Annotated in this window: 22 protein-coding genes and 1 pseudogene; 10 read left to right on the top strand and 13 right to left on the bottom strand. The window is 60.8% G+C overall.

From position 1 onward, the window contains the following. The first annotated feature begins 22 nt into the window (after positions 1–22). The 4 genes and pseudogenes from HX815_RS10570 to HX815_RS10555 all read left to right on the top strand — a co-directional run bounded on the left by HX815_RS10570 (position 23) and on the right by HX815_RS10555 (position 1,915). Positions 23–580, top strand: a complete 558-nt coding sequence (locus HX815_RS10570) for an ATP-dependent Clp protease proteolytic subunit (protein WP_102368860.1) — start codon at positions 23–25, stop codon at positions 578–580. A gap of 190 nt (positions 581–770) precedes the next feature. Further along, a complete protein-coding gene (locus tag HX815_RS10565; RefSeq protein ID WP_008435010.1) occupies positions 771–1,247 on the top strand; it encodes a hemerythrin domain-containing protein in 477 nt (158 codons plus the stop codon). A gap of 167 nt (positions 1,248–1,414) precedes the next feature. Then, positions 1,415–1,528: pseudogene (locus HX815_RS31590) on the top strand (general stress protein); the annotation flags it as partial. 66 nt (positions 1,529–1,594) lie between these two features. Then, positions 1,595–1,915, top strand: coding sequence for a hypothetical protein (locus HX815_RS10555; protein WP_087692413.1), 321 nt, complete (start codon positions 1,595–1,597; stop codon positions 1,913–1,915). Between the two features lie 4 nt (positions 1,916–1,919). On the opposite strand, the gene HX815_RS10550 is transcribed toward HX815_RS10555, so the two are convergent. Together HX815_RS10550 and HX815_RS10545 are read right to left on the bottom strand one after the other, a co-directional pair. Continuing rightward, positions 1,920–3,119 carry a lysozyme inhibitor LprI family protein gene (locus HX815_RS10550; protein WP_177028172.1) on the bottom strand — a complete coding sequence of 400 codons (1,200 nt, stop codon included), beginning with the start codon at positions 3,117–3,119 and terminating at the stop codon, positions 1,920–1,922. A 78-nt stretch (positions 3,120–3,197) separates the two neighbouring features. Next, positions 3,198–4,256 carry a YhcG family protein gene (locus HX815_RS10545; RefSeq protein ID WP_177028171.1) on the bottom strand — a complete coding sequence of 353 codons (1,059 nt, stop codon included), beginning with the start codon at positions 4,254–4,256 and terminating at the stop codon, positions 3,198–3,200. A gap of 180 nt (positions 4,257–4,436) precedes the next feature. Here HX815_RS10545 and HX815_RS10540 point away from each other — a divergent pair, with 180 nt between their 5' ends. After that, a complete protein-coding gene (locus tag HX815_RS10540) occupies positions 4,437–5,093 on the top strand; it encodes a metalloregulator ArsR/SmtB family transcription factor (RefSeq protein WP_003207391.1) in 657 nt (218 codons plus the stop codon). A gap of 261 nt (positions 5,094–5,354) precedes the next feature. Here HX815_RS10540 and HX815_RS10535 read toward each other — a convergent pair whose 3' ends face one another. Continuing rightward, a complete protein-coding gene (locus HX815_RS10535) occupies positions 5,355–6,371 on the bottom strand; it encodes a hypothetical protein (RefSeq protein WP_087692417.1) in 1,017 nt (338 codons plus the stop codon). A 94-nt stretch (positions 6,372–6,465) separates the two neighbouring features. After that, the gene (locus HX815_RS10530) at positions 6,466–7,371 is read right to left on the bottom strand and encodes a LysR family transcriptional regulator (protein ID WP_177028170.1); all 906 of its coding nucleotides are present in this window, start codon (positions 7,369–7,371) and stop codon (positions 6,466–6,468) included. 208 nt (positions 7,372–7,579) lie between these two features. Here HX815_RS10530 and HX815_RS10525 point away from each other — a divergent pair, with 208 nt between their 5' ends. Next, the gene (locus HX815_RS10525; protein WP_158213527.1) at positions 7,580–8,308 is read left to right on the top strand and encodes a helix-turn-helix transcriptional regulator; all 729 of its coding nucleotides are present in this window, start codon (positions 7,580–7,582) and stop codon (positions 8,306–8,308) included. A gap of 6 nt (positions 8,309–8,314) precedes the next feature. Here the strand turns inward: HX815_RS10525 and HX815_RS10520 are convergent, their stop codons facing one another. The 3 genes from HX815_RS10520 to HX815_RS10510 form a co-directional block, all read right to left on the bottom strand. Continuing rightward, complete coding sequence (locus HX815_RS10520; protein WP_003207383.1) at positions 8,315–9,631, bottom strand: OprD family outer membrane porin; 1,317 nt, start codon at positions 9,629–9,631, stop codon at positions 8,315–8,317. 238 nt (positions 9,632–9,869) lie between these two features. Continuing rightward, positions 9,870–10,373, bottom strand: coding sequence for a FadR/GntR family transcriptional regulator (locus HX815_RS10515; RefSeq protein ID WP_003207381.1), 504 nt, complete (start codon positions 10,371–10,373; stop codon positions 9,870–9,872). A gap of 73 nt (positions 10,374–10,446) precedes the next feature. Further along, positions 10,447–12,579 (bottom strand): FUSC family protein, encoded by a 2,133-nt coding sequence (locus HX815_RS10510; RefSeq protein WP_087692419.1) that lies wholly within the window; start codon positions 12,577–12,579, stop codon positions 10,447–10,449. 254 nt (positions 12,580–12,833) lie between these two features. Here HX815_RS10510 and HX815_RS10505 point away from each other — a divergent pair, with 254 nt between their 5' ends. After that, positions 12,834–13,781: a LysR family transcriptional regulator gene (locus HX815_RS10505; protein WP_003207376.1), complete on the top strand. Its 948-nt coding sequence runs from the start codon at positions 12,834–12,836 to the stop codon at positions 13,779–13,781. Here HX815_RS10505 and ispC read toward each other — a convergent pair whose 3' ends face one another. Next, entirely contained in the window at positions 13,782–15,023 is a 1,242-nt protein-coding gene (gene ispC, locus HX815_RS10500; protein ID WP_087692420.1) for a 1-deoxy-D-xylulose-5-phosphate reductoisomerase, read from the bottom strand. Positions 15,024–15,305: 282 nt separating this feature from the next. Here ispC and HX815_RS10495 point away from each other — a divergent pair, with 282 nt between their 5' ends. Further along, a complete protein-coding gene (locus HX815_RS10495) occupies positions 15,306–16,049 on the top strand; it encodes an SDR family NAD(P)-dependent oxidoreductase (RefSeq protein ID WP_003207372.1) in 744 nt (247 codons plus the stop codon). Between the two features lie 16 nt (positions 16,050–16,065). Here the strand turns inward: HX815_RS10495 and HX815_RS10490 are convergent, their stop codons facing one another. Together HX815_RS10490 and HX815_RS10485 are read right to left on the bottom strand one after the other, a co-directional pair. Beyond that, positions 16,066–17,232: an MFS transporter gene (locus HX815_RS10490; protein WP_003207370.1), complete on the bottom strand. Its 1,167-nt coding sequence runs from the start codon at positions 17,230–17,232 to the stop codon at positions 16,066–16,068. Beyond that, complete coding sequence (locus tag HX815_RS10485; RefSeq protein WP_003207368.1) at positions 17,229–18,251, bottom strand: NAD(P)-dependent alcohol dehydrogenase; 1,023 nt, start codon at positions 18,249–18,251, stop codon at positions 17,229–17,231. The genes HX815_RS10490 and HX815_RS10485 overlap by 4 nt, the downstream gene beginning before the upstream one ends. A 149-nt stretch (positions 18,252–18,400) precedes the next feature. Between HX815_RS10485 and HX815_RS10480 the strand changes: the two genes are divergently transcribed. Next, positions 18,401–19,327 (top strand): LysR family transcriptional regulator, encoded by a 927-nt coding sequence (locus HX815_RS10480; protein WP_003207367.1) that lies wholly within the window; start codon positions 18,401–18,403, stop codon positions 19,325–19,327. On the opposite strand, the gene HX815_RS10475 is transcribed toward HX815_RS10480, so the two are convergent. Next, positions 19,328–19,732, bottom strand: coding sequence for a helix-turn-helix domain-containing protein (locus HX815_RS10475; protein WP_003207365.1), 405 nt, complete (start codon positions 19,730–19,732; stop codon positions 19,328–19,330). A 90-nt stretch (positions 19,733–19,822) separates the two neighbouring features. Here HX815_RS10475 and HX815_RS10470 point away from each other — a divergent pair, with 90 nt between their 5' ends. Further along, positions 19,823–20,752, top strand: coding sequence for an aromatic alcohol reductase (locus tag HX815_RS10470; protein WP_177028169.1), 930 nt, complete (start codon positions 19,823–19,825; stop codon positions 20,750–20,752). On the opposite strand, the gene HX815_RS10465 is transcribed toward HX815_RS10470, so the two are convergent. Continuing rightward, complete coding sequence (locus HX815_RS10465) at positions 20,727–21,281, bottom strand: putative natural product biosynthesis protein (RefSeq protein WP_087692422.1); 555 nt, start codon at positions 21,279–21,281, stop codon at positions 20,727–20,729. The genes HX815_RS10470 and HX815_RS10465 overlap by 26 nt on opposite strands. 62 nt (positions 21,282–21,343) lie before the next feature. Beyond that, positions 21,344–21,727: a DUF2946 domain-containing protein gene (locus HX815_RS10460; protein ID WP_003207359.1), complete on the bottom strand. Its 384-nt coding sequence runs from the start codon at positions 21,725–21,727 to the stop codon at positions 21,344–21,346. Positions 21,728–21,753: the final 26 nt, after the last annotated feature.

Genomic DNA, 21,753 nt, shown 5'->3' with positions numbered 1-21,753 from the left:
TTTTACCCCTCGGAGGCCCGGGATGACCGAGCACATCATCCACTTTCACTGCCAGATCGATCAGGGCACCACCGAGCGCTTTCGTGATTGCTGCCTGGACGCGATCGAGCAAGGCGCCAGTTCGTTGCTGTTGAACCTGTCGACCACCGGCGGCAGCACCAATTTCGGTTTTACCCTCTACACCTTCCTCAAGTCCCTGCCGGTGCCGTTGTGTGCGATCAATGCGGGCAATATCGAGTCCATGGGCATCATCATGTTCCTGGCGGCAAACCGCCGGATCACCACGCCACACTCGCGCTTCCTGATCCATCCGATGAACTGGTACTTCAACCAGAACTCGGTAGACCACCAGCGCCTGCGGGAATACCTGTCGAGCCTGGACAACGACCTGGCGCGCTACGTGAAAATCTACGAACTGGAAACCGCCAGCGCCGAAACCCACCTGGATATTTTCAAGTGCCTCTCGGCCGAGGAAAAAGTCATCGCCGCCCACGAGTCACTGGCCTACGGGATTGCCCATGAGGTCGAGCAGATCGTGTTTGCCGACGACATCAAGCACTGGAAAGTCAGCGGCGGCTAGGCATGGTTTAATGCATGCCAGCCGCCACTGGACCGTGCAACCTGCACGACCAGCGTCGATATTTATTCGATATAAACTATTGATTTATAAGCCAATAAATATTCCGTTCAACTTGGTACAACTCATGCTGTAGAGGTCTGGACAGGCGGGCAATTCGACCCGCCCTTTCGCTACCCGTGAGGTGTCACCCATGAATGCCATTGATCTTCTCAAGGCCGACCACGAACGCGTCAAAGCCATCCTGAACCAGCTGAGTGAGTCTACTGAACGCGGCGTCAAAAAGCGCACCGAGCTACTGGCGAAACTGGAAATGGAAATCAGCCTTCACACCCGCCTTGAGGAAGAAATCCTCTATCCGGCTTTTCGCAAGGCTGGGGGCAAGGATCAGGAAATCATGTACCACGAAGCCAAGGAAGAACACCGCACCGTCGACTCCCTCGTACTGCCAGACCTGAAGCAGACCTCACCCTCCACGACCGAGTTTTCCGGGCGAGTCAAAGTGGTCAAGGAACTGTTGGAACACCACATCGAGGAAGAAGAAAGCGAGATGTTCCCGCAGGCCAGGAAGCTGCTGGGCAAGGCATTGCTCGAAGAGCTTGGAGCAGAGATGGAAGCGATGAAAGCCGCGCACAAGAAGGCGCCCGGGGCCAAGCCAATGGCGGCGTGATGTCCATTCGTCGCATGCCTGGAAACTATTTCAAACTTTGAATTGGCTGGAGGATTCCCAATTAGGCAACACCATTGATTCGCTCATCATTGAGGGTTTTCAAAATGGCTAATAGTGGAAAAACTACCCCAGGTGCTGGTCACAAAGACCAGAAAGACACAAACCGTAAAAGCGGCGGCCAGGGTTCAGGCGGCAACTTCGCCAATGACCGCGAGAAGGCTTCTGAAGCGGGCAAAAAAGGCGGGGCTCATAGCCACGCCCCAGGCTCCAAGAAGTCTTGATTGAGGCGTCGCCGAAGCCTGGATGTGCTCCGGGCTTCGGTCCCCATCGCCAAGAGGGATTGAGTCATGAAGACCAGCATTTCCCAAAGGATCGTACTTGTCGTCAGCCTGGCGCTCGTTCTGTATGCCCCCGCCTACGCAGCCTTCGGCGACAACACTGCCCCCGAGGCGCCCGCCCTGAGCGGCAACAGCGCTCCTGGCTCGGCACTGCCGCCCGGCACCTATCCCAGCAGCCCGTCCGGGGCTGACAGCAGTGGCAACAAGGACGCTGAAACGAAAGCACCTGCACCGTCTAAAACCGTGAAGAGCACGCGCCATAAAGGCACCTCGACCCAGCATCCCGGTACCAAGACCGGCAAAAAGGCCGTGCCAGAATCGGGCAGTTGACCGATTAGTTCTCGCTGGGGCCGCCGATAAAGTCCAGGCGCAGGTTCATCCACTGCCGAACGATTTCCCGGGCTGCTTGCCTGGCATCAGCAGCAGAGAAGCCGCGCTCGCGTTGCAGCCAGTCACTCGTCGCTTGCCGTGCGGGCTCAATGGCGGCCAGCGCTTGCTGGCGTTGCCTGGCAGGCCACTGTTTATCCGCGCCCCAGTTGCGCAGGGCTGATTCCGGGTCCTGGGACTGCGCTGCGGTGCCTGGCTGGAGAAACAGCCGAGGCGAAGCGGTGGCCTTGAGGGAAAGCGTGTTCCAGTCGGCGTAGCTGGCAAAGCGGATGGTGCCTTCGTTCTGCGATGCAGTGGACAAAGGCTCGGTAAACGAATCGTCCAGCCGCTTCCAGGCCGGCTGTGCAAACAGATCACCCTGAGGGGCACAAATCGGCGCAAAGCTGTCGCGGGTGGAGCCGTACAACGACCCGAACGACTCATACCCGACCTCACCCTGCCGGCTGAAAACGAAACAGTGCACATACGGGCGTTGGTCGGCGTACATCTCATACTGTTGGCGCTCGATCATCATGCGCAGCAAGGTCAACATCACCCGGTCACGGCTGACAGCAGGATCATTCTGCAGGTCCTGCCAGATCGACCAGGGAAAACTGTCTTCCTTGAGTGCTATGAGAACCTGCTTGCGATTCTCCTCTGCCTCATTCTCCGTAACGCCACTATCAGGTTCAAAACGCTGCAGGTAGACCAACCAGGCGGCGGCCAGATCGTTCATCGGGTAGCGCCGAAGCCCTTCTGCTGCCTGGGCCGGATGGTACGGAATACTGGCAATGATTGCGTCAAGGGCTGCGGTGTCTTTGTGGGTGATGGTTCCCACCTCGACCACTCTCTGGCTCAGTTGGGATTGCAGGCAGCCGGGCAATTGTTCGGGGGTACCGGCACACGCGTTGCGAGTCTGCAACCACGTGCGCTGGCCACGGCGCAATTCGTCGCGCTGGTCGGGTGCCAGTTTGGCCATTGCCTGGCTGTAGTACAGGCCCAGCGTAGTGTCGAGTTCGCTTAATTCAGGGCTGGCGCAAATAGCCTTTTCCACCGTGGTGGAGGCCTTTTTACAATCGAAGGACGCGCCACTGGCAGGCATCGCTGCGCCTATCAGCGCGCCAGCGAGCAACAACATTGGGTAGGCAGAATGAATACGGCGGGCCATGGCTTTCCTTGGGTGAGTTCCTTTCAAGGCGCTCATTGTGCCGACGCGATTGCCAATGTCCAGCCTGTCGGCACAGTACTACGAAGCACTCGCCATGGAAGGGCGATCACTTGCCAGCTCTCGCTCAATCTGTTCGATGCTCGGCAAGCTGGTTTGCAGCTCTGCAGGCAGAGATTCCACCAGTTGATACTCGGCAACACCAATGGGGCGCGAACTGTCACGCAGGGCGTATTCGGCCACTACTTCGTTCTTGCTCTTGCACAGCAGCAGGCCGATGGTGGGGCTGTCCTGTGGGTGCTTGAGCTGGGCATCTACCGCCGCGAGGTAAAAGCCCAGCTGCCCCAGATGGTCGGGTTTGAATTTGCCGGCCTTGAGTTCGATCACCACGTAGCACCTCAGCTTGAGGTGATAAAACAGCAGGTCGACGAAAAACTCCTCGCCTCCCACGTCCAGCAACACCTGCCGACCCACGAAGGCAAAACCGGCGCCCAGCTCCAGGAGAAAATCGGTGACATGTTTGACCAGGGCGTTTTCGATTTCACGTTCCTGCGCGTCAAGGGTCAGGCCGAGGAAGTCGAAACGGTAAGGATCCTTAAGCGATTCGCGAGCCAGGTCGGATTGCGCCTTGGGCAGCAGCCCCTCGAAGTTGCTGACCGCATTGCCGCTGCGCTCCAGCAGGCGACCCTCGATTTGCATCACCAGGATGTTGCGCGACCAGTTGTGCTCGATGGCCTGGGCAATGTACCAGCGACGGGTTTCGGGCCCGGGCAGCCTGTCCAGCAACACCAGGTTATGGCCCCAGGGCAATTGTGCAGCAGCCTGTTGCACAAATTCGGAGTCCGGCCACGCCTCCGCAAATGCGCGCATGTACTTCAGGTTACGCGGCGAAAAACCCTTCATCTCCGGAAATGCTGAACGCAAATCCTGCGCCAGCCGCTCAATCACCTTGGTCCCCCAGCCCTGCCGCGCTTGCCGGGTCAGAATATCCTGGCCGATTTGCCAATACAGCAACACCAGCTCGCGGTTTACCGCCAGGGTGGCGCGTTGCTGGGCGCAGTGGATTCGACTCTTGAGATCGGACAGCCAGTCGCTGTATCCCTCGGGTGGTGTGTTCAGGCTATCGGGGGTCTCACTCATTCCTTTTCCCTCGTGGGTTGGGCAGGCGGCCGATAGTAGCGAGGGAAAAATGCGTAATGGGCCAGCAGAATGCTTTCGATACAAATCAACTGGAACCGTACCTTCAGGCGCATCAAGGGGTGCCTCAACATGCGTGCTGTGGTCAAATGAGCCGGTCACTTCCATGGTTATTCCCGATCTATGAACGCCACACCCACCGACGACAGCCAGGCATCCACCGGGGACCGCATCCTGTTCCTGCTCAAGACCCGTGGTCCGCTGAAAACCACGGACCTGGCTGCACTGCTGGAAATCACCTCCGAAGCCGCCCGCCAGCAAATCCAGAAGTTGCAGGTCGCGCAGTTGATCGTCGGTGTATCGGCCCCCATCTCGGGTGCCGGCCGGCCCTCGTTGAAGTGGACATTGACCGAAACCGCCCAAAGCAAATTCCCCGATTCCCACAGCGTACTGACGTTGCACCTGATCGAGTCCATTGAAGGAATTTTTGGCAGCGAAGGCGTGGAAAAAGTCATCGCCAGCATGGAAGCGACGGCCAGGCACGAATACACCCAGGCCTGCTCCGCCGCGTCGACCTTGCGGGAGAAAGTCGAGATCCTGGTACAGATTCGCGAACGCGCCGGGTACATGGCGCAGATGGAGCCGCTGGACGATGGCTGGCTGCTGGTGGAGAACCACTGCCCGATCTGCGTCGCCGCCCGTAAATGCCAGGGGTTCTGCCGCTCGGAACTGCAGATCTTCCAGGCAGCCCTGGGCGATGAGAATGTGGTGGAGCGGCGCGAGCATTTGATTTCCGGGGACCGGCGCTGCGCCTACAGCATCCAGCCCCGCCGCCTGTAAGAAAGAGGCTGCGATGGGCTGCGCAGCAACCGCAATTCCAGCGCCGCAGTGTCCCGGATACACCAACGGTTCAGGATTCACGACCGCTGCGCAGTCCATCGCAGCCTAAGCCTCACGCCGTACTCAAGCCCATTGCAGGAAGGACAGATTCCGGTGTAGTGGCGCAATGCCCACCAATCATATAACCAAGATAGATCTTGGATAATACGTTGAGCGCTTTGAATTACACAAGCCAATACTTTTTACGGTGCCGTAAACAGCCTAAACCCTGACCCCCAGCATGCCGCTGGTAATGATGATCGTGACTATGGCGCCCATGCCGATCACCAGCCAGGTCAACAGCGAACTGCGTGACTCGCTGACATTGTGATTACGCAATACACCTCGCAAACCACAACCCAGATGCCCAATCAGCAGGAACACCGCCAGCGAGTAATGCGGCAGCAGCCGAATGCTCCATGGATCCGCCAATAACCCTACGGGCTCGGCCACGGCCCAGGCGTAATCGGTGTCGGTGCCGAAGTAACGCGCCAGGGTAAACACCGAGTTGATATGGGACGCGATAAACAGCGAGAGATAGGTGCCGGAGGCGGTCTGTAACGCGTCCAGCAGGTCGGCACGCGTGACGGTCTTCGGGCGAATCAACACCAGCCCGCTGAGAATCTGAAAGAAAAACGTGACAATGATCACCGGCTCCAGCCAGCCATTGCGATACACCCGTCGCAGCACGTCCATCACCGACTTATGCACATCGGTACCCAGTACACCCAGGAGGTGGTTGAACAGGTGCGGCGCGAGAAACACCAACAGGATCGCCACCGAGGCGATGCCGTGGGCGACACGCAGCTTGATATAGGTCTTGTCCAAGGTCACCAGGCTGGTGCTCGGGCCCGTTGACGACACCATCGCAAAAAAGCCCGCCAGCGCCAGCCACAGCCCGCTCCATACCGCGATGTCGTGGCCCTCGATTTTCATCAGGTACAGCAAGACGCCCATAAGCGTGTACGCAGGAGGCGCAGCCACCGCCAGGCACGACAAGCGTCGCGCCAGGACCAGGCGTGCGCTCATGACCGGTTGAACACCGGTGACATACACACAGGCAAACGCCAACAGCGGCACCGCATAGGCACTCAGGATCAGCGCCAGGACGACCGGGGTGCCGGCGCCTGCCACATGCGCCTGGTTACTCCACGCCAGCGCCCACGGATAATACAGCGCCGCGGCGAACGGCAGCAGCCACAGCCATTCCAGCCAGGGTTTGATAGCTTTGCTTAACATATTGATTTCCCGGTGATAAATATCACCCGGATAGTGCCCAGCCATCGCCACCCGCGACAATTAGGCACCCAGGCAAAAGCCTTTTACCCAATGGTCATGCCTGGAAGGCTTGCACCATGTAGTCGACGAACAGCTTGACTCGCAGCGGTATCTTGTCGCGCTGCCGATAGCAGATGTAATGCCCCCTGCCCCGCGCCTGCGCCGCATAACCCGGCAGCAAAACGATCAAACGCTGTTGCGCGATCCAGTGCTGCGCCTGATAGCCGGCCAGCTGTGCCACACCACCGCCGGCTACGGCCGCGAGCGCCACTAGCTCCGGGTCATTGAACAACTGGCTGTAAGGCAACGGCAGCCGTATGAACTGCCCGTCGACTTCAAACTCCCACACATGCGGCTTGCCCGACTGCGCCAGGCGAAAGGCGATAGTCTTGTGCGCCGCAAGGTCTTCCAGGGTCTGCGGGTAGCCGGCTGAGTGCAGGTACTCAGGCGCGGCGCAGGTGACGAAACTCATCGGCGCCAGTTGCCTGGCGATCACATCGGCGTTCTCCAGCCGCCCGTTGCGAATCGCGACATCCACGCGACCTTCGGCGAAATCCACATGGCGATCATTCAGATCAAATTCGAGGGTGATGTCCGGGTGGGACTTACAGAACCCAGGCAACAGCGGCGCAATGCACTTGCGCCCAAAACCCACGGTAGAGCTTACGCGCACTACGCCGGACGGCGACTGGGTAGCGTGTTTCAGCGCTTCGGTCGTGCGCAACAGATGCTCGACACTGGGCAGGCACTCTTGAAAAAACCGGCGCCCTTCCTGCGTGACCGCTACGCTGTGGGTCGTGCGTTCCAGCAGCTTGATCGCCAGTTGGGTTTCCAGGCGGGTAATGCTGCGACTCACCGAAGGCACTGAAATGCCCAGGTCGCGTGCTGCCTCGCTGAAGCTTTCGCTGGCCGCGACTTTCATGAAGGCGATGACGCCGGCGAAGTTTTTTCCGATGGACATCGGTGAGGTTTCCTTGAAGGGCGCACGCCAAAAGCATCGACAGTACCCAACCGCAAACCCAAGCGCCCTAGCCAATCCGACGGTTTTTCGGTAGGCCAAACTGCGGCTTTACAGCCCTTTTGATCTGGCACAAAATCCCTCCTTATCTAGAAAATATCGGGATCGCGCCATGCTTGAACACCCATCGATTAAGTTTGGCGCGGCCCCCGTGCAAGGTTTGGTCCGGGAGTATTTGCCCGGCTTGCGTGAACCTCACGTTCACCCGGAACACGCGCAAATCATGTACGCCATCAAAGGTTCGATGACGGTACTGACGGCCGAAGGCATCTGGGTTCTGCCACCGCAGCGGGCGCTCTGGATTCCGCCAGGTGTCAGCCACACCTTCAAGCATTCGCGTCAGGTGTCGATGCGTACCGTATATGTGCGTCAGGGCGCGGCCAGCATTCCACCGTGGGCCCGCTGCGCAGTGTTAAATGTCGGGACGCTGGTGCGCGAGCTGATCCTGGCCTGCGCGCAACTGCCAGGCGAGTACCCCGAGCACAGCCGCGAAAGCCGCCTGGGCACCGTGCTGCTGGACCACCTGGCATTGCTTGAGCAAGACGCCTTTTACCTGCCTGAACCCTCGGATAAACGCGCGGTGCGCGCCGCCAACCTGATCAAGCAAAACCCCAACGACACTCGGCCGCTCAAGGAAATCGCCTTCGAGGTAGGCGCCAGTGCACGCACCCTGGAGCGGCTGTTTGCTGCCCAGACCCGCATGGGCTTCGGCGCCTGGCGCCAACGCTTGCGGATGATGGTGGCCCTGGAAAACCTCGCGGCGGGGGAAAGCGTCAGCAGCACCGCCGCCGCGATTGGCTACGAAAGCTCCAGCAGCTTTATCGCCGTGTTCCGCTCGGTGTTCGGTTGCAGCCCGGCCAGGTATTTCGCCCAGCGTTGAGCCGGCCTACAGCAAGGGAATGCTGTAGCTGACCATCAACCGGGCTTCGTCTTTGTCAGCGCTGTCATTACCCCGCAGCACCGCACCACGCCACATGAACCCAATCCCCTTGAAGGTGCCGGCAGGAATCACATAGTCAACCCGCACGTCCCGCTCCCACTCGGTATTGTCACGACCTGCCGTGCGGATGTGGCTGCCATGTATGTAGGTGACGCTGGTCTTCAGCCCCGCCACGCCCAGGTTCGCAAAATCATAGGCATAGCTGGCCACCGTGGCCTGTTCCCCGGCGTTGACGAACTTCAACGACTGGGAGTTGGTGATCAAATACACCGAGCGGCCCTGCCCCTGGTTGATATGGGGGAAGTCACTTTCGCCCGTGGTTTTCTGATACCCCAGGCTCACCGAATGGCCTTGCAGCGAATAAGTAAACAAGGCACTCCACAGGTTATTGTCGACCTTGCCATTGTTGACGCCCGGCCCGTAGTAACCCGAGCTGACGTAGCCCTCGGCACGCCCCGCCGCACTGGAGTTCTTACCGTCCGAGGTACTGTGGAAGTAGCGCAGGTCACTCTTGAACTGGCCCACCGGCAACTGCCAGTTGTGCACCAGGCCGAAGAAGTGTTGCTGGTAAAAGTTTTCAAGATTCGCGTAGTAATACTGCAACTGCATCTGCTTGCTTACGGCGTAATCCACACCACCGTAGTAAAACTGATTGCTGGACGTGCCCTTGACCGGATCGTTTGCGCCAGCGATGGACAAGCCCTGGCCGTTGCTGGAGTTACGGTCAAGCACCTGCTCGATTTTGCCGGCGACGAGGTTGAAGTCTTTCAGGTCCTTGGAGTCCACCTGGTAGCCACGAAAAGTCTGGGGCAACAACCGGCCGTCTTCATACATCAGTACCGGCACCCGGGGCATCAGCGTGCCCACTTTCAGTTGGGTCTGGGAGATGCGCACTTTGCCGGTGACCCCGGTCTTGCTGAAATCATTGGCAGCCTTGCCATCAGACAGCGGGAAGACGCTACCGGGTGTGTTGTCCTCCCCCACCTTGCCGGCACGCCCTGACGCATCCAGCCGTACGCCGTACAGCTCTTGCAGATCCAACCCCAGGCCCACCACCCCCTCGGTGAAACCGGACTGATAATTGAACATGAAGGCCTGGCCCCATTCCCGGTCCGAGGCCCCCTTGGCATTGCGCGTGTCCTGGTTGAGATAGAAGTTGCGCAGGTCCAGGGTCGCTTTACTGTCGTCGATAAAACCCGATGCAGCCGCCTGCTGTACAACGCCGAAAGAAACGGCCAGGGCCAGGTAAGTCTTGTGGTTCATGAAGGCTCCGAACAGTGAACACGACTGTCCCGTCGACCCAGTGATGGCAGCCGTTTTTTATTGTGTGTTGCAGTGTTTTCATTCGACGGGAGGCGCGCACGATATAGGCCTGGCGGTTGTGAAAACAGCCGCCAAAACGGGCATTCACTTTTCCAGTTTTTGTAACAATGAGGACGACGCGCAGGCGTCTGGAACGGGCTTTCCACGAGGGTCTTAAGTCAACTGCGAGTACAACGACTCACGCTGCAGTGCCGTCTCGCTCCGACAGCCAGCGGAGCTTTTCCAGCATGGGATCGAACATCGCGCGTACCGCCTCGACTGCCGCGTCTTCATCGCCAAAGATAATCGCCTGGACGACTTGCGCATGGGCTTCAAGCCCCGGCTCATACAACTCGTTGTCGGCAAAAATCGCCAGATACTGGCTGTGGAACGAAGAGCTGAATGCGCGGTACATCGACTGCAAGACCACGTTGTGGGAAGCCACGGCCACCGCACCGTGCAAGGCCTGGTCGCGGTCGACGAAATCGTCGAGTTGATCCCCGAGGTTATATTCGCCACGCCGCGCCAGAGCGTGCCACAACCGGCGGATATCCTCCAGGGTGCGACGGCGCGCAGCGAGTCGGGCGGTTTCGACTTCCAGCAGGTACTGGGCCTCCAGGTGGTCGCGGATCGCGCTACGTTGTTCACGAATGCCATCGATGATCGAGGCGACCCAGGCGTGATTGCAAAGACCGGCGTACATGGGCCACTCCTGAAAGATCATGCCCCTCGAGTATGGAGATTGATGCTCACCCAGACTCCTTCCGGCCCGCCAACTAGTCGCTCGATTGCGCCACTTTTTCTCCCGGCTGGTTGTAGTGGACCAGCGGCGATTGCGGGTCGAGCAGCGAGGTGCGGATGAAGTGCAGGTAGCTTTCCACCCGTCTCAGGGCTGAAGTCTCAAAGTTCCCGGCGAATGGCTCATCGGTCTGTTGCACGCACTCAATGGCGTGCTCGACAGCCTCCAGCGCGCGCTGCAAATAACCGGGCCCAGGCTTGACGAACAACCGCACCAGTGCGCGACCCATTGCCCGGATGGCGAGGCGCCAGGGCATGCTCTCGGCGTAACAGGCCTGCGCCGGCAACCGGGCCTGCTCGCGGCGCAACTCGATGATCGCGTGCCCCACGTCCAGTACCACGAACGTCCAGCGCAGCAGGCGATGCTGCACCGATGCCCTGCCCGCCGCAAAGTTGTAGGCCTGGTTGAGCAGGTCGCGGGTGCCGCTTTCGAAACCGGAGCCCAGCGCCGGCAACGGCGCGCTGATGGCAACCACCACCTGGCGGCGCAGATCCTGTTCCAGCCGGCGCCACAGCCAAGGGCTGTTGGGTGGCAGGATAATCGCCCCCGCCGCGGCGCACACCAACATGCCAAACACCATGGCGAGATAGTCATTGATCAGCCCGTAGGGGTTGTACAGCGTCAGGTTGGCAGGCACTGAGCTGGTGCCGAAAAACACCAGCATGCCCAGGCCATAGCCGGCCAATTGCGGCCTCGCCAGCCAGAACGAACCCAGTACGATCACCGGCGCCATGACCACGCACAGCAACGGAAAACCGTCGATCATCGGGTACACGAAAAACACTTCGAAAATGCCAATCACCGCTGCCAGTAGCGTACCGCAGGCGATTTGAAACGACATGCGCCTGGGGTTGGCAGAGAACGCCGACAGGCCTACGGTCAGCGCCGACACCAGGGTCATGGCCGCGCCGCTGGGCCAACTGGTGGCAATCCACAACGTACTGAGCACCAGTAACACCACCGCGGCGCGCAACCCGGCCGCAAGGGTCGCCAGCCAGTTGGTCCGAGGTTGAAACGGTTCGTTCCATTGCTCTCGCACATGGTTGTGATCGGCGAGGGACGCATGCGTCTGGGCGTAGCTGTGCAGCTCGTCGACAAAGCGGTAGAGCAGTTCATACGCGGTGTGAAAGTCCAGCAGGTCATCGGCTACGGGAGCGGTATGTTGCAACGCCGCACGCAGGCGCCGGACCCGGTCTGGCAAGCCGGCTTTGTAGACTTTCAGTTCGGTGGACAGCACGGCCGCGTCACGGTCCGTCAATGGGTGCCCGGCGAAGGGTTTGAGCAGCTCGGCCAACGCGATCAACCCCGGATCGACGGCCTGGACCACCTCCACGCCACCGCGCAGGCGAACCCGTTCAAGCAGTTGATGCAGCGCGTTGAAACGCGTGGTGATCGCCATGAACTCGCTGTTGAGGCGGTTGATTCGCCCATTGCGCTGGCGCATGTAAGGGTCTTCGAACACGCTGACGCTGCGCATTACTTCCAGGCCAACGGCCTCGGCGATAAACCCCAGGTTGGCGCTCTCGAAGGCCGCCTGGTCACCGGTATCACGCAGGCGCTGCCGCACAAATCCGGCAAAGCGGCCAAAGCGTTGGTACAACGTGTTGCGCATCGCCACGCTGGAGGTTTTAGGCAATACGGTGGCGCTGATCAGCGTCGCGCAGACGATCCCCAAGGTGATCTCCAGCACTCGCCAGACGGCCGCCATGAATACCTGCTGCGGATGGCCCACCACGGGAAGCCCGACCATCACCGCCGTGTAGCCGGCGAGCACAAATCCATAGGCGCGGAAGTTGCGATTGCGCGCGGCACCACCGGAACACAACCCCACCCACAATGCCAGGCCCGCGAGAAACAGCTCGGTGCTCTGGGCAAACAGGGCCATCAACAGCACCATGAACGATGAGCCCACCAACGTGCCGATGAAGCGATAGATACTCTTGGCGAGGACGTGCCCGCTGTGGGGCTGCATCACGATAAACACAGTGGTGATCGCGGTGCTCGGTTGTGGCAGTTCCAGGCGCATCGCCAGCCACAGGGTCAGGTACGAGGCGATCAATACCTTGCCCAGGTAGATCCACATCACCCCATCGCTGCGGGCCCACTCCATGAAGCCCCGGCGCCAGGGCAGCGACACCAGCCAGCGGCCCGCTCTACCGGCGATATTGAAACGACGAACAGTGAGTCGAGGCACGCGACCTTCCGGCTGACGGGAAATGGGGCGGCGACTCTAGGGGCTTCCATGCGCCCCGGTAAGTCATCAGAAACGTGAATGACTGTTACGTAAAAATCCACAATAAATAGCGTTTACAGCCGTGGATGAGTTCATGCCACACTAAAAAACGTTCCACCTGGAGAGCATCGATGGACATCCTGCAGAACATGCGCATCTTCCGCTGCGTTGCCGAAGTCGGCAGTTTTACTGGCGCGGCAGTGCAGTTGAATAGCAACACCACCCATATTTCGCGCTCCATTTCCAACCTTGAAACCCACCTGCGAACCCGCCTGTTCAACCGCACCACACGCCGTACCGCACTGACCGAATCCGGCAAACGCTACCTGTTGCGTTGCGAGCAAATCCTGCGCTCCGTCGAGGAAGCGGAGCTGGAAGCCGGCGACGCCCACACACGCCCTACCGGCCAGTTGAAAGTGCACTCGATGACAGGCATCGGCCAGCACTACGTGGTGGACGCCATCGCACGCTACCGCAAGAACTACCCCGACGTGACGTTCAACCTGAGCATGAGCAACCGCACGCCGAACCTGGTCAACGAAGGGTTCGACGTGTCGATTGTGTTGGCCATTGACCTGCCCGATTCTAGCCACGTTTCACAGAAACTGGGCACGACCTATAGCATCGTCTGCGCCTCACCGTCCTACATAAAAAACCATGGTGCCGCGCAAACGCCGCAAGACCTGCTCAGCCACGCCTGCCTGCGGCTGGTCAGCCCGGTGATCCCGCTGGAAGACTGGACGTTCGACGGCCCCCGTGGCCAGGAGAGCGTCACCATCAGCAGCTCGCCGTTCCTGGTGGACTCGGTCGACGCCATGAAGACCGCCATCAGCAACGACATGGGCGTGGGCATCCTGCCGGTGCATGCGGCAATCAAGGGGCTGCGCAGCGGCACTCTGGTGCGAGTCCTGCCCGAGTACCGCCTGGAAGAACTGAGCCTGTACGCCATCTACCCTTCCCGGCACTACCTGGATGCAAAAATCAAAACCTGGGTGGAGTACCTGCGCAGTTCACTCCCGGAAGTGCTGGCCGACCATAAGGCTGTGCTGAAGATTCGCGACCGGGTCAGCTACGGCTGATCATCGCTGATAGTGCTGATTCAGCCATCCGAGTGCCCACCGGCGGGCACTGGCGTCGGCCTCCATGACGCCATACAGGTCCGTCACCGCCACCACCGGCTCCTTGTCCAGCACATGCCGGATGCACTCGGCGATCTGCATGAAGCCGATGCGTCCGTCCAGAAAGGCCTGCACCGCGACTTCATTGGCCGCATTGAGCGACGCCGGTGCCGTGCCGCCCACATCCGCCACCTCGCGCGCCAGGGCCAGGCAAGGAAAGCGCTTCTCGTCCGGTACTTCGAAATCCAGCCGGGCCACCTTGAACAAATCCAGTGGTTCAACCCCTGAATCGATCCGTTGCGGCCAGGCCAGGGCATGGCTGATGGGCGTGCGCATGTCCGGGTTCCCCAACTGCGCGAGCATTGAGCCGTCGACGTAATCCACCAGCGAATGGACGACGCTTTGCGGATGGATCACTACCTCGACCTGGGACGGCCTGGCGCCGAATAACCAACAGGCCTCGATCAGTTCGAGTCCCTTGTTCATCAGGGTTGCCGAGTCCACCGAAATCTTGCGGCCCATGGACCATTTCGGGTGAGCGCAGGCTTGGTCCGGCGTTACGTTGTGCAGTTGCGCCATCGGCGTTTGGCGAAACGGCCCGCCGGAGCCAGTCAACAGAATGCGCCGCACGCCCGCGTGGGCCAGGCCGTGTTGAGCATGGGACGGCAGGCACTGAAAGATTGCGTTGTGCTCGCTGTCCAGCGGTAACAGCACCGCCCCACTGCTGCGCACCGCCTGCATGAACAACGCACCGGACATCACCAGTGCCTCTTTGTTGGCCAGGAGGATTTTCTTGCCGGCCTCGACGGCGGCCATCGTTGCATTCAAGCCCGCCGCACCGACGATAGCGGCCACTACCGTGTCCACATCCCGGTGACCGGCGACGAATTTCAGACCGCTTTCGCCGCCCACTACCTGAGTCTGAGAGCCCTCCTCCAACAGTTGCTTCTGCAGCGTCGCCACGGCTTGCGGCGTGGGCACCACGGCGTAGTCCGGACGGTGCAACAAGCATTGTTTTTTCAACAGCTCCAGTTGGGTGAACCCGCTGAGGGCGAAGACTTTATAGCGCTCGGGGTGACGCGCGATAACGTCCAATACGTTGACGCCCACCGAACCGGTAGCGCCCAGCACGCTGATGGCTTGCAAGCGTTGACGGGTGGCGATCACCTGGCGAATGACTTTTTTGCGCGGAATAAGCGACATGACGTAATGAGCCTGACGTAGAGAAAACAGCCGCCATTAACCAAGGAAAGTGCCAGCGCCGTCATCGCGATAACGCCAACAACTATCGCAAAAAAGCCAAGCCTTCGATCAGCTCGAAAACGGGCCTTGGTCATAACGACTACAGCACGTCATAAGGACTACATAACACTCGTGTCATATCGACTACAAAAAATATATCCAACTGATTTATAGGAACTTTTCATATGGCATGAATCCTGATCAGTGCTGCGCGCCCCTTTGGCAATCTATAAAGAGAACCCCATGAACAATGACTTCAACCACCGCCTTGCCGTAGTGACCGGTGCCAGTTCAGGTATCGGCCTGGCTGTCACCTGCAAGCTGCTTGAACAAGGTGCGCAAGTGGTCGCCATGTCGCGACAGATTGGCGAATTGGGCGCATTGGCGGAGCGTTTTGGCGAGCAGCTCTACTGGCTGGCGGGGGATGTCACCCAGGCTGCCGACCAGGCACGCCTGGCGCAGTTGACGGCGTCCATCGGACCGGTGGATTACCTCGTGCCCAATGCCGGGATCGCACAACTGGCCGATGGCCTGGACCTGGCCGCCTTTGACCGGCAATGGGCCGTCAATGGAGCCGCGGCTCTCAACACCCTCGGCAGCCTACGCGAGCAAATGGCCGCCCAGGCGTCGGTGGTATTTATCGGTACATTCCTGGAGCTGGCGACCTTCCCTGGGCTCGCCGCGTATATTGCTTCGAAAGCCGCCTTGCGGGCGCAAATGCGCACCCTGGCGGTGGAGCTGGCGCCCCATGGCATTCGTCTGAACATGGTATCGCCCGGCCCCACCGCCACGCCGATCTGGAGCACCTTGGGGCTCAGTGACGAAGCGTTGGGCGGCGTTGCCACCACAGTCAATCAGCGCCTGCTCAATGGGCAATTCCTGGAGCCGGGCGCTATTGCCGATGTGATCCTGTTCCAGTTGAGCCAGGGCGCACGCAGTGTGTTTGGCCAGGACTGGGTGGTCGACGGCGGCTACACCCTGCGTTGACCATGGCCCCGCAGGCCTAATGCGCAGCGCACAGGTCTGCGGGCAATGCCTTGGCGCCTCCGAACGCCAAGGCCTTCCACCCAATCACAAGCAATGACAGTGCGGCAAATATCAAGCCGCAGCCGATCACTCCGGTGGTGCCGAATGCATTGATAAACAGCCCGCCCACGGACGCCCCGATCACCACGCCGGCATTCGCCGAGGACACATACAGGCTGGTTGCGAACTCATGCGCCTCGGGCGCCGACGAGGTCAGCCAGACTTGCGTGACCACCAGCCCGCAGGTATGCGCAGCGCCCCACAGCAGCACAATCAAGCTCATCGACCACCACGACGGGCTGCCGAACGCGTACAAGACCACGTACGCCGCCGCCAGCACAATGGGGTACAGCACCACCGTCGCCACCATGCTTTTGCCCAATAACCGGCCCACCAACAGGTTGCCCGTGACACCGCCCACGCCGAAGATCACCAGCATGATGCTGATGGCCTGGCCATCCATGCCGGTCTGGGTCCTGAGGTACTCGGCGGCATAGCTGTAGACCGAAAACATCGTGGTGAACACCAGCACCGTCGCGATGATCGCCAGCCACACCGACAGGCTGCGCAGCACCGCCAGTTGCTTGCCGAAACTCAGCGGCATCGGGCGTTCATGATGGGGCAGTTTCAACAGCAGTCCGACACCTGCCAACCCCGTTGCCAAAGCGCAGAAGAAGAACGATGCCTCATAGGAAATACTCGCGCCCACCCATGTGGTCAGCGGCACCCCAAGCACCAGGCCCAAGGTGGTGCCCACCACGGCCAGGGCCGTGGCATGCGCCGCGCGGTCCTTGGGGTACAAGGACACCGCGGTGGAAAACGCAGCGGCAAAAAACACCGGGTGCAGCATCGCCGGAATTACCCGCAACGCCATCAAGGTTTCGAAGTTCGGCGCAAACGCCGACAGCACGCTGCACACGGAAAAACCAAAGAGCGCGCCCACCAGGATTTTCTTGCGCGCCAGGCGCGACGCCATCAGCACCAGGAAAGGCCCCAGCACCGCCACGATCAGCGCAAACAAGCCCATCAATAACCCGGCCTGAGACACGCTGATGCCGAAACGTTCGACGATCATCGGTAAAATACCGACCACACCAAACTCCAGGGTGTACAGGCCGAAAAGACCCAGAATGATGTAGATCACCGGCCGACCTCGATCACGATCTTGCCAAAGGCACCGCGCCCGAGATGAGCGAAGGCTTCGGGCACTTGCTCGAAGCCGTAGGTGTGATCGATTACCGGCTCGATGCCGTGGCGGTCGATCATGGCAATCAGATCTTCCAATGCGCGGCGCGGCCCCACGGAGATGCCGATGATGGAGGCCCGCTTGCCCAGCAAGGCCATGACCGGAGCATTCAATTGGTCACTCTCCAGCAGGCCGATCACCGAGATGCGCCCACCGTTGGCTACCGCGTGCAGGGAACGCGTGAGGTTGTCACCGCCGGCCATTTCCAGGATATGTTCGGCGCCACGCCCATCGGTCAGCGCTTGCACCGCCGTGTGCCATTCCGGTACCCGGCTGCGGTTGATGCCATGGGTGGCACCCAGCTCTATGGCACGCGCGATCTTTTCATCGCTGCTACTGGTGATGATAACGCGGGCACCATTGGCCGCAGCCAGTTGCACCGCAAACAACGAGACGCCACCGGTGCCCTGCACCACCACGGTATGGCCGGCGTGCAGGTGGCCCAGTTCGAACAGCGCCATCCACGCCGTCAAGGCGGCCACTGGCAAGGTGCTGGCCTGCCCTGCGGTGAGGCTGAGGGGCGCATGCACGCACCATTCGGCAGGTGTTGCCACGTACTCGGCGAGCATGCCGGGGAGCGGGCCACCCTGAGGCGGCGCTTCACTCCAGGACAGCGGAGCGCCATCGACCCATCCGGCAAAAAACGTCGACAGCAGCTTGTCGCCCACCTTGAAACGCGTAACGCCCTCGCCCACGGCGACCACCGTGCCCGCCATGTCGGAGGCCGGCGTGAATGGGAATGTGAGGTCGGCACCCATGCTGTTTTCGACCACTTCACCGTCGCGGTAATTGAGCGAGACGGCCTCGACGCGCACCAATACCTCCCCGGCCTTCGCGATGGGGCGTGGCACGTCGGCAAGGCGCAGTGTGTGCAGTCCCAATGCAGGTGTTTCCCAGCGTTTCATGGTGTCGGTCATCTTGGTATTCCTCGTGAATGGGCAATGCCACAAGGATATGGGCCTGTCCTCACGGGATTAAGGGGGCGCCGGCTCCACTGTCTACGGAGCTTTTGTTCCGCAATCGGGATAAGGTAGCCAGGCCTCGCCTCAGCCAAACCGGAGCCTCGATGGACAGCCTCAACACCCTGAATGTTTTTGTGCAGGTCGCCGAAACCCGCAGCTTTGTCGCCGCCGGGCGCGTGCTGGGCGTAACGGCCTCGGCAGTCGGCAAGAGCGTGGTACGCCTGGAGGAACGCCTGGGTGTGCGCCTGTTCAACCGCAGCACCCGCAGCGTCACGCTGACTGCCGAGGGCGAGCTGTTTCTGGAGCGCAGCCGGCGCATCCTGATGGAGATCGACGAAGCCGAAGCCGAGCTTTCGCAAACCGTGTCGGCGCCTCGTGGCCGGCTCAAGGTCAGCCTGCCGCTGGTGGGCCATCCGTTCTTGCAGGTGCTCGCGCAATTCAAGAAAGCCTACCCCGAGGTGCAGCTGGACCTGAGCTTTACCGACCGCCGCGTGGACGTGGTGGAAGAAGGTTACGACGCCGTGCTGCGCAGCGGTGAAGCGCCCGACTCGCGCCTCACATCGCGCCTGATCGGCGGCTACCGGATGCTGCTGGTAGCATCACCGGCTTACCTCGCCGAGCGCGGCACGCCGCAACGGCCGGAAGACCTGGCTCAGCATGCATGCATCAAGTTCCGCTACCCCAACACCGGCAAAATGCAGCGCTGGCCCCTGCGCCAGGACGGGGTGGAAGCTGATTTCCCACTGCCCGCCGCGATGGTCTGCAACAACCTGGAAGCGCGCATCTGCTTTGCCGTGCAAGGTATCGGCATCGCCTACCTGGCGGATTTCGCCATTCGTGAATGGCTCGACAGCGGACAATTGGTGCCGGTGCTGGAGGCGTGTTCGGAAGCAGAGAACTTCCGGATCATGTGGCCTTCGGGCCGCCATCCAACGCCCAAGCTGCGGGTGTTTATCGACTACCTGCATGCGCACCTGTTTCCCGAGGATGGGCCCGCGAGCAAACGTGCAGACTGCCGGCCCACGTCTTGATCACAGCGCCTGATCAGCGTCGAACTGCTCCCGGGATCGCCTGAATCCGTCGGCATTTTCCACCACCCACGTCCACAACGGAATCATGTGCACCAGCAGCTGTTTGCCCAACTCCGATAGCTGGTATTCGACCTTGGGCGGCACCTCCTGGAAGTCATGGCGCAGCACCAGGCCATCGCGCTCCAGCTGGCGCAAGGTCCGCGTGAGCATGCGCTGGGTGACGCCCTCCATGCGTCGGCCGATCTCGGCGTGGCGCAGCCGGCCGTTCACGCCCAACAGGTGCACGATGCCCAACGACCAGCGGTTTCCCGCATGGGTCAGCACCTGCCGTTTGAGCCCGTCTTCATCGGCGCTAAGGGCTTCACAGGCGGCTTGTGAGCGCCTGATGATCTCGTCGTTATCCACCTTCTACTCCCGGTATCACTGGTGTGCCTTCTTATGCGCGGTCGGCAATTCTGCAAGCATGGCATGACTTTCACCTGAACCGAGACCCCTATGACTGCTTCGATCCTTGTACTGGGCGCCGGCGAACTGGGCCTGGCGGTACTGCGCCAACTGTCCCGCCTGGCTGCACCGCAAAATGTGTCTGTGACGGTGTTGCTGCGCCCCGCCACACTGAACTCCCCCGACCCGGCCAAACAGCAGGAAATCATCGAACTGCGCGCCTTGGGCATTGAGCTGCTGGCGGGTGACCTGGCCAATGGCTCCGAGGCCGAGCTGGCAACGGTGTTCGCCGACTATCACACCGTGATCAGTTGCATCGGCTTTGCCGCAGGCCCCGGCACTCAGCGCAAGCTGACCCGCGCGGTCATCGCAGGCGGCGTGAAACGTTATGTACCGTGGCAGTTCGGTGTGGACTACGACGTGATCGGCCGCGGTTCGGCCCAGGACCTCTGGGATGAACAGCTTGACGTGCGCGACTTGCTGCGCTCCCAGCAAGGCACGCAATGGGTGATTGTCTCCACCGGGATGTTCACCAGCTTCCTGTTTGAACCGTCCTTCGGCGTCGTCGACCTGGCGCAGAATACCGTGCATGCATTGGGAGATTGGGACACCGCTGTCACCGTCACCACGCCTGAGGACATCGGCCTGCTGACGGCACGCATCCTGTTCAGCACGCCGCCGATCACCAATCAGGTGGTGTACACCGCCGGCGACACCCTGACCTACGGCGAGCTGGCCGATACCGTGGATGCGCAACTGGGGCTCACCCTCAAACGCGAACGCTGGTCGGTGCGCTACCTGGAAGCGGAACTGGCCGCTGCACCCGAGGACAACCTGATGAAATACCGGGTGGCCTTCGCCCAAGGCAACGGCGTGGCCTGGGACCCTGCCATTACCTTCAATGGGCAACAACAGATCGCCGTGACCAGCGTTGCCCAATGGATTGAGCAGAACCTCAAGGCACCGGCAACCACCCGCTGAACTGCCCCTGGCTGTCCAACGTGCACCAGGCGAAATCCCAGGGCAGCGGCGGCAGCCTTTGCAGCGCCACGCCACTGCCCGGCTTCCAGTCCACCACCTGAAGCGGCGCGCCTTGCCAGGCCACAACCACGCCCCGGACCTGGCTGGTGTCATCGCTGACCCAACGGGCCGCGGCCGCCGTCATGAACGCTTCGATGGGCTCTTCATCGATCTGCGTGCGATACACCGAACCGAGCAGCCAACGGCACACGTTTACATGGTAGGTCCAGTCCAGGGAGGGACGGTTGCGGTAAGCCCAGGTCATGAAGCTGCGAAACAGGTTCAAGCCCTCCGGCGGGTCGAGCTTGAGCAAACCGGGGCAGATGTCGAACAAGGTGTGCCAGTACGGCAGCAACCGTGCATCCAGGTGGACGAAACAGCGGGCGTTACTCGGGTATTCGACAGACGGTAGCAACACGTCGCTGCGGGACGGACGGCGCGACGCCTTGCTGACCAGACGGGCAGCGCCGGAAGGCAGGATAGAGCTCATGGAACGCACTCACACTCGTGACGATAGAACGCCTCCTGGTATCAGGAGGCCCGGGGCACACGTCAGAATGCAGGGGAAGCGCGAGGGTTGGCCGAGGGCCAGGAATACCGTGGAGGGGCCTTGTTGCGCCGCTCATGGGCCGGGCGCGGCTTTTGCCCGAGGCCCAACAGCCAGGCCAGGCAAAACAGGAAGACGATGCCCAGGGTCACGGCGGAGCACACCGGGCAGGCGAAGAAGTTCGACCAGCTGCTGGCCGTCGGATTGCCCAGGCCGGCATCCGAGGCCGGCGCCTTGGTACCCAGGCTTGAGCAGAACTGACCGCCCAGGCCATTGAGCTCAAGCCCCATCATCTGCCCATGGCCCAAACCGCAGACGAACACATTGAACAGGACGCAAAAATACAGGGTCCAGGCAATGAGTGAACGGTCCGGGCGGGAGAGTTTCATGGCGGCGACTTTACCATTCCCCCTGT

The sequence above is a fragment of the Pseudomonas sp. E6002 genome (genome assembly GCF_013385565.1).
Classification (GTDB): domain Bacteria; phylum Pseudomonadota; class Gammaproteobacteria; order Pseudomonadales; family Pseudomonadaceae; genus Aquipseudomonas.
This window is presented reverse-complemented; position numbering and strand designations above follow the sequence as displayed.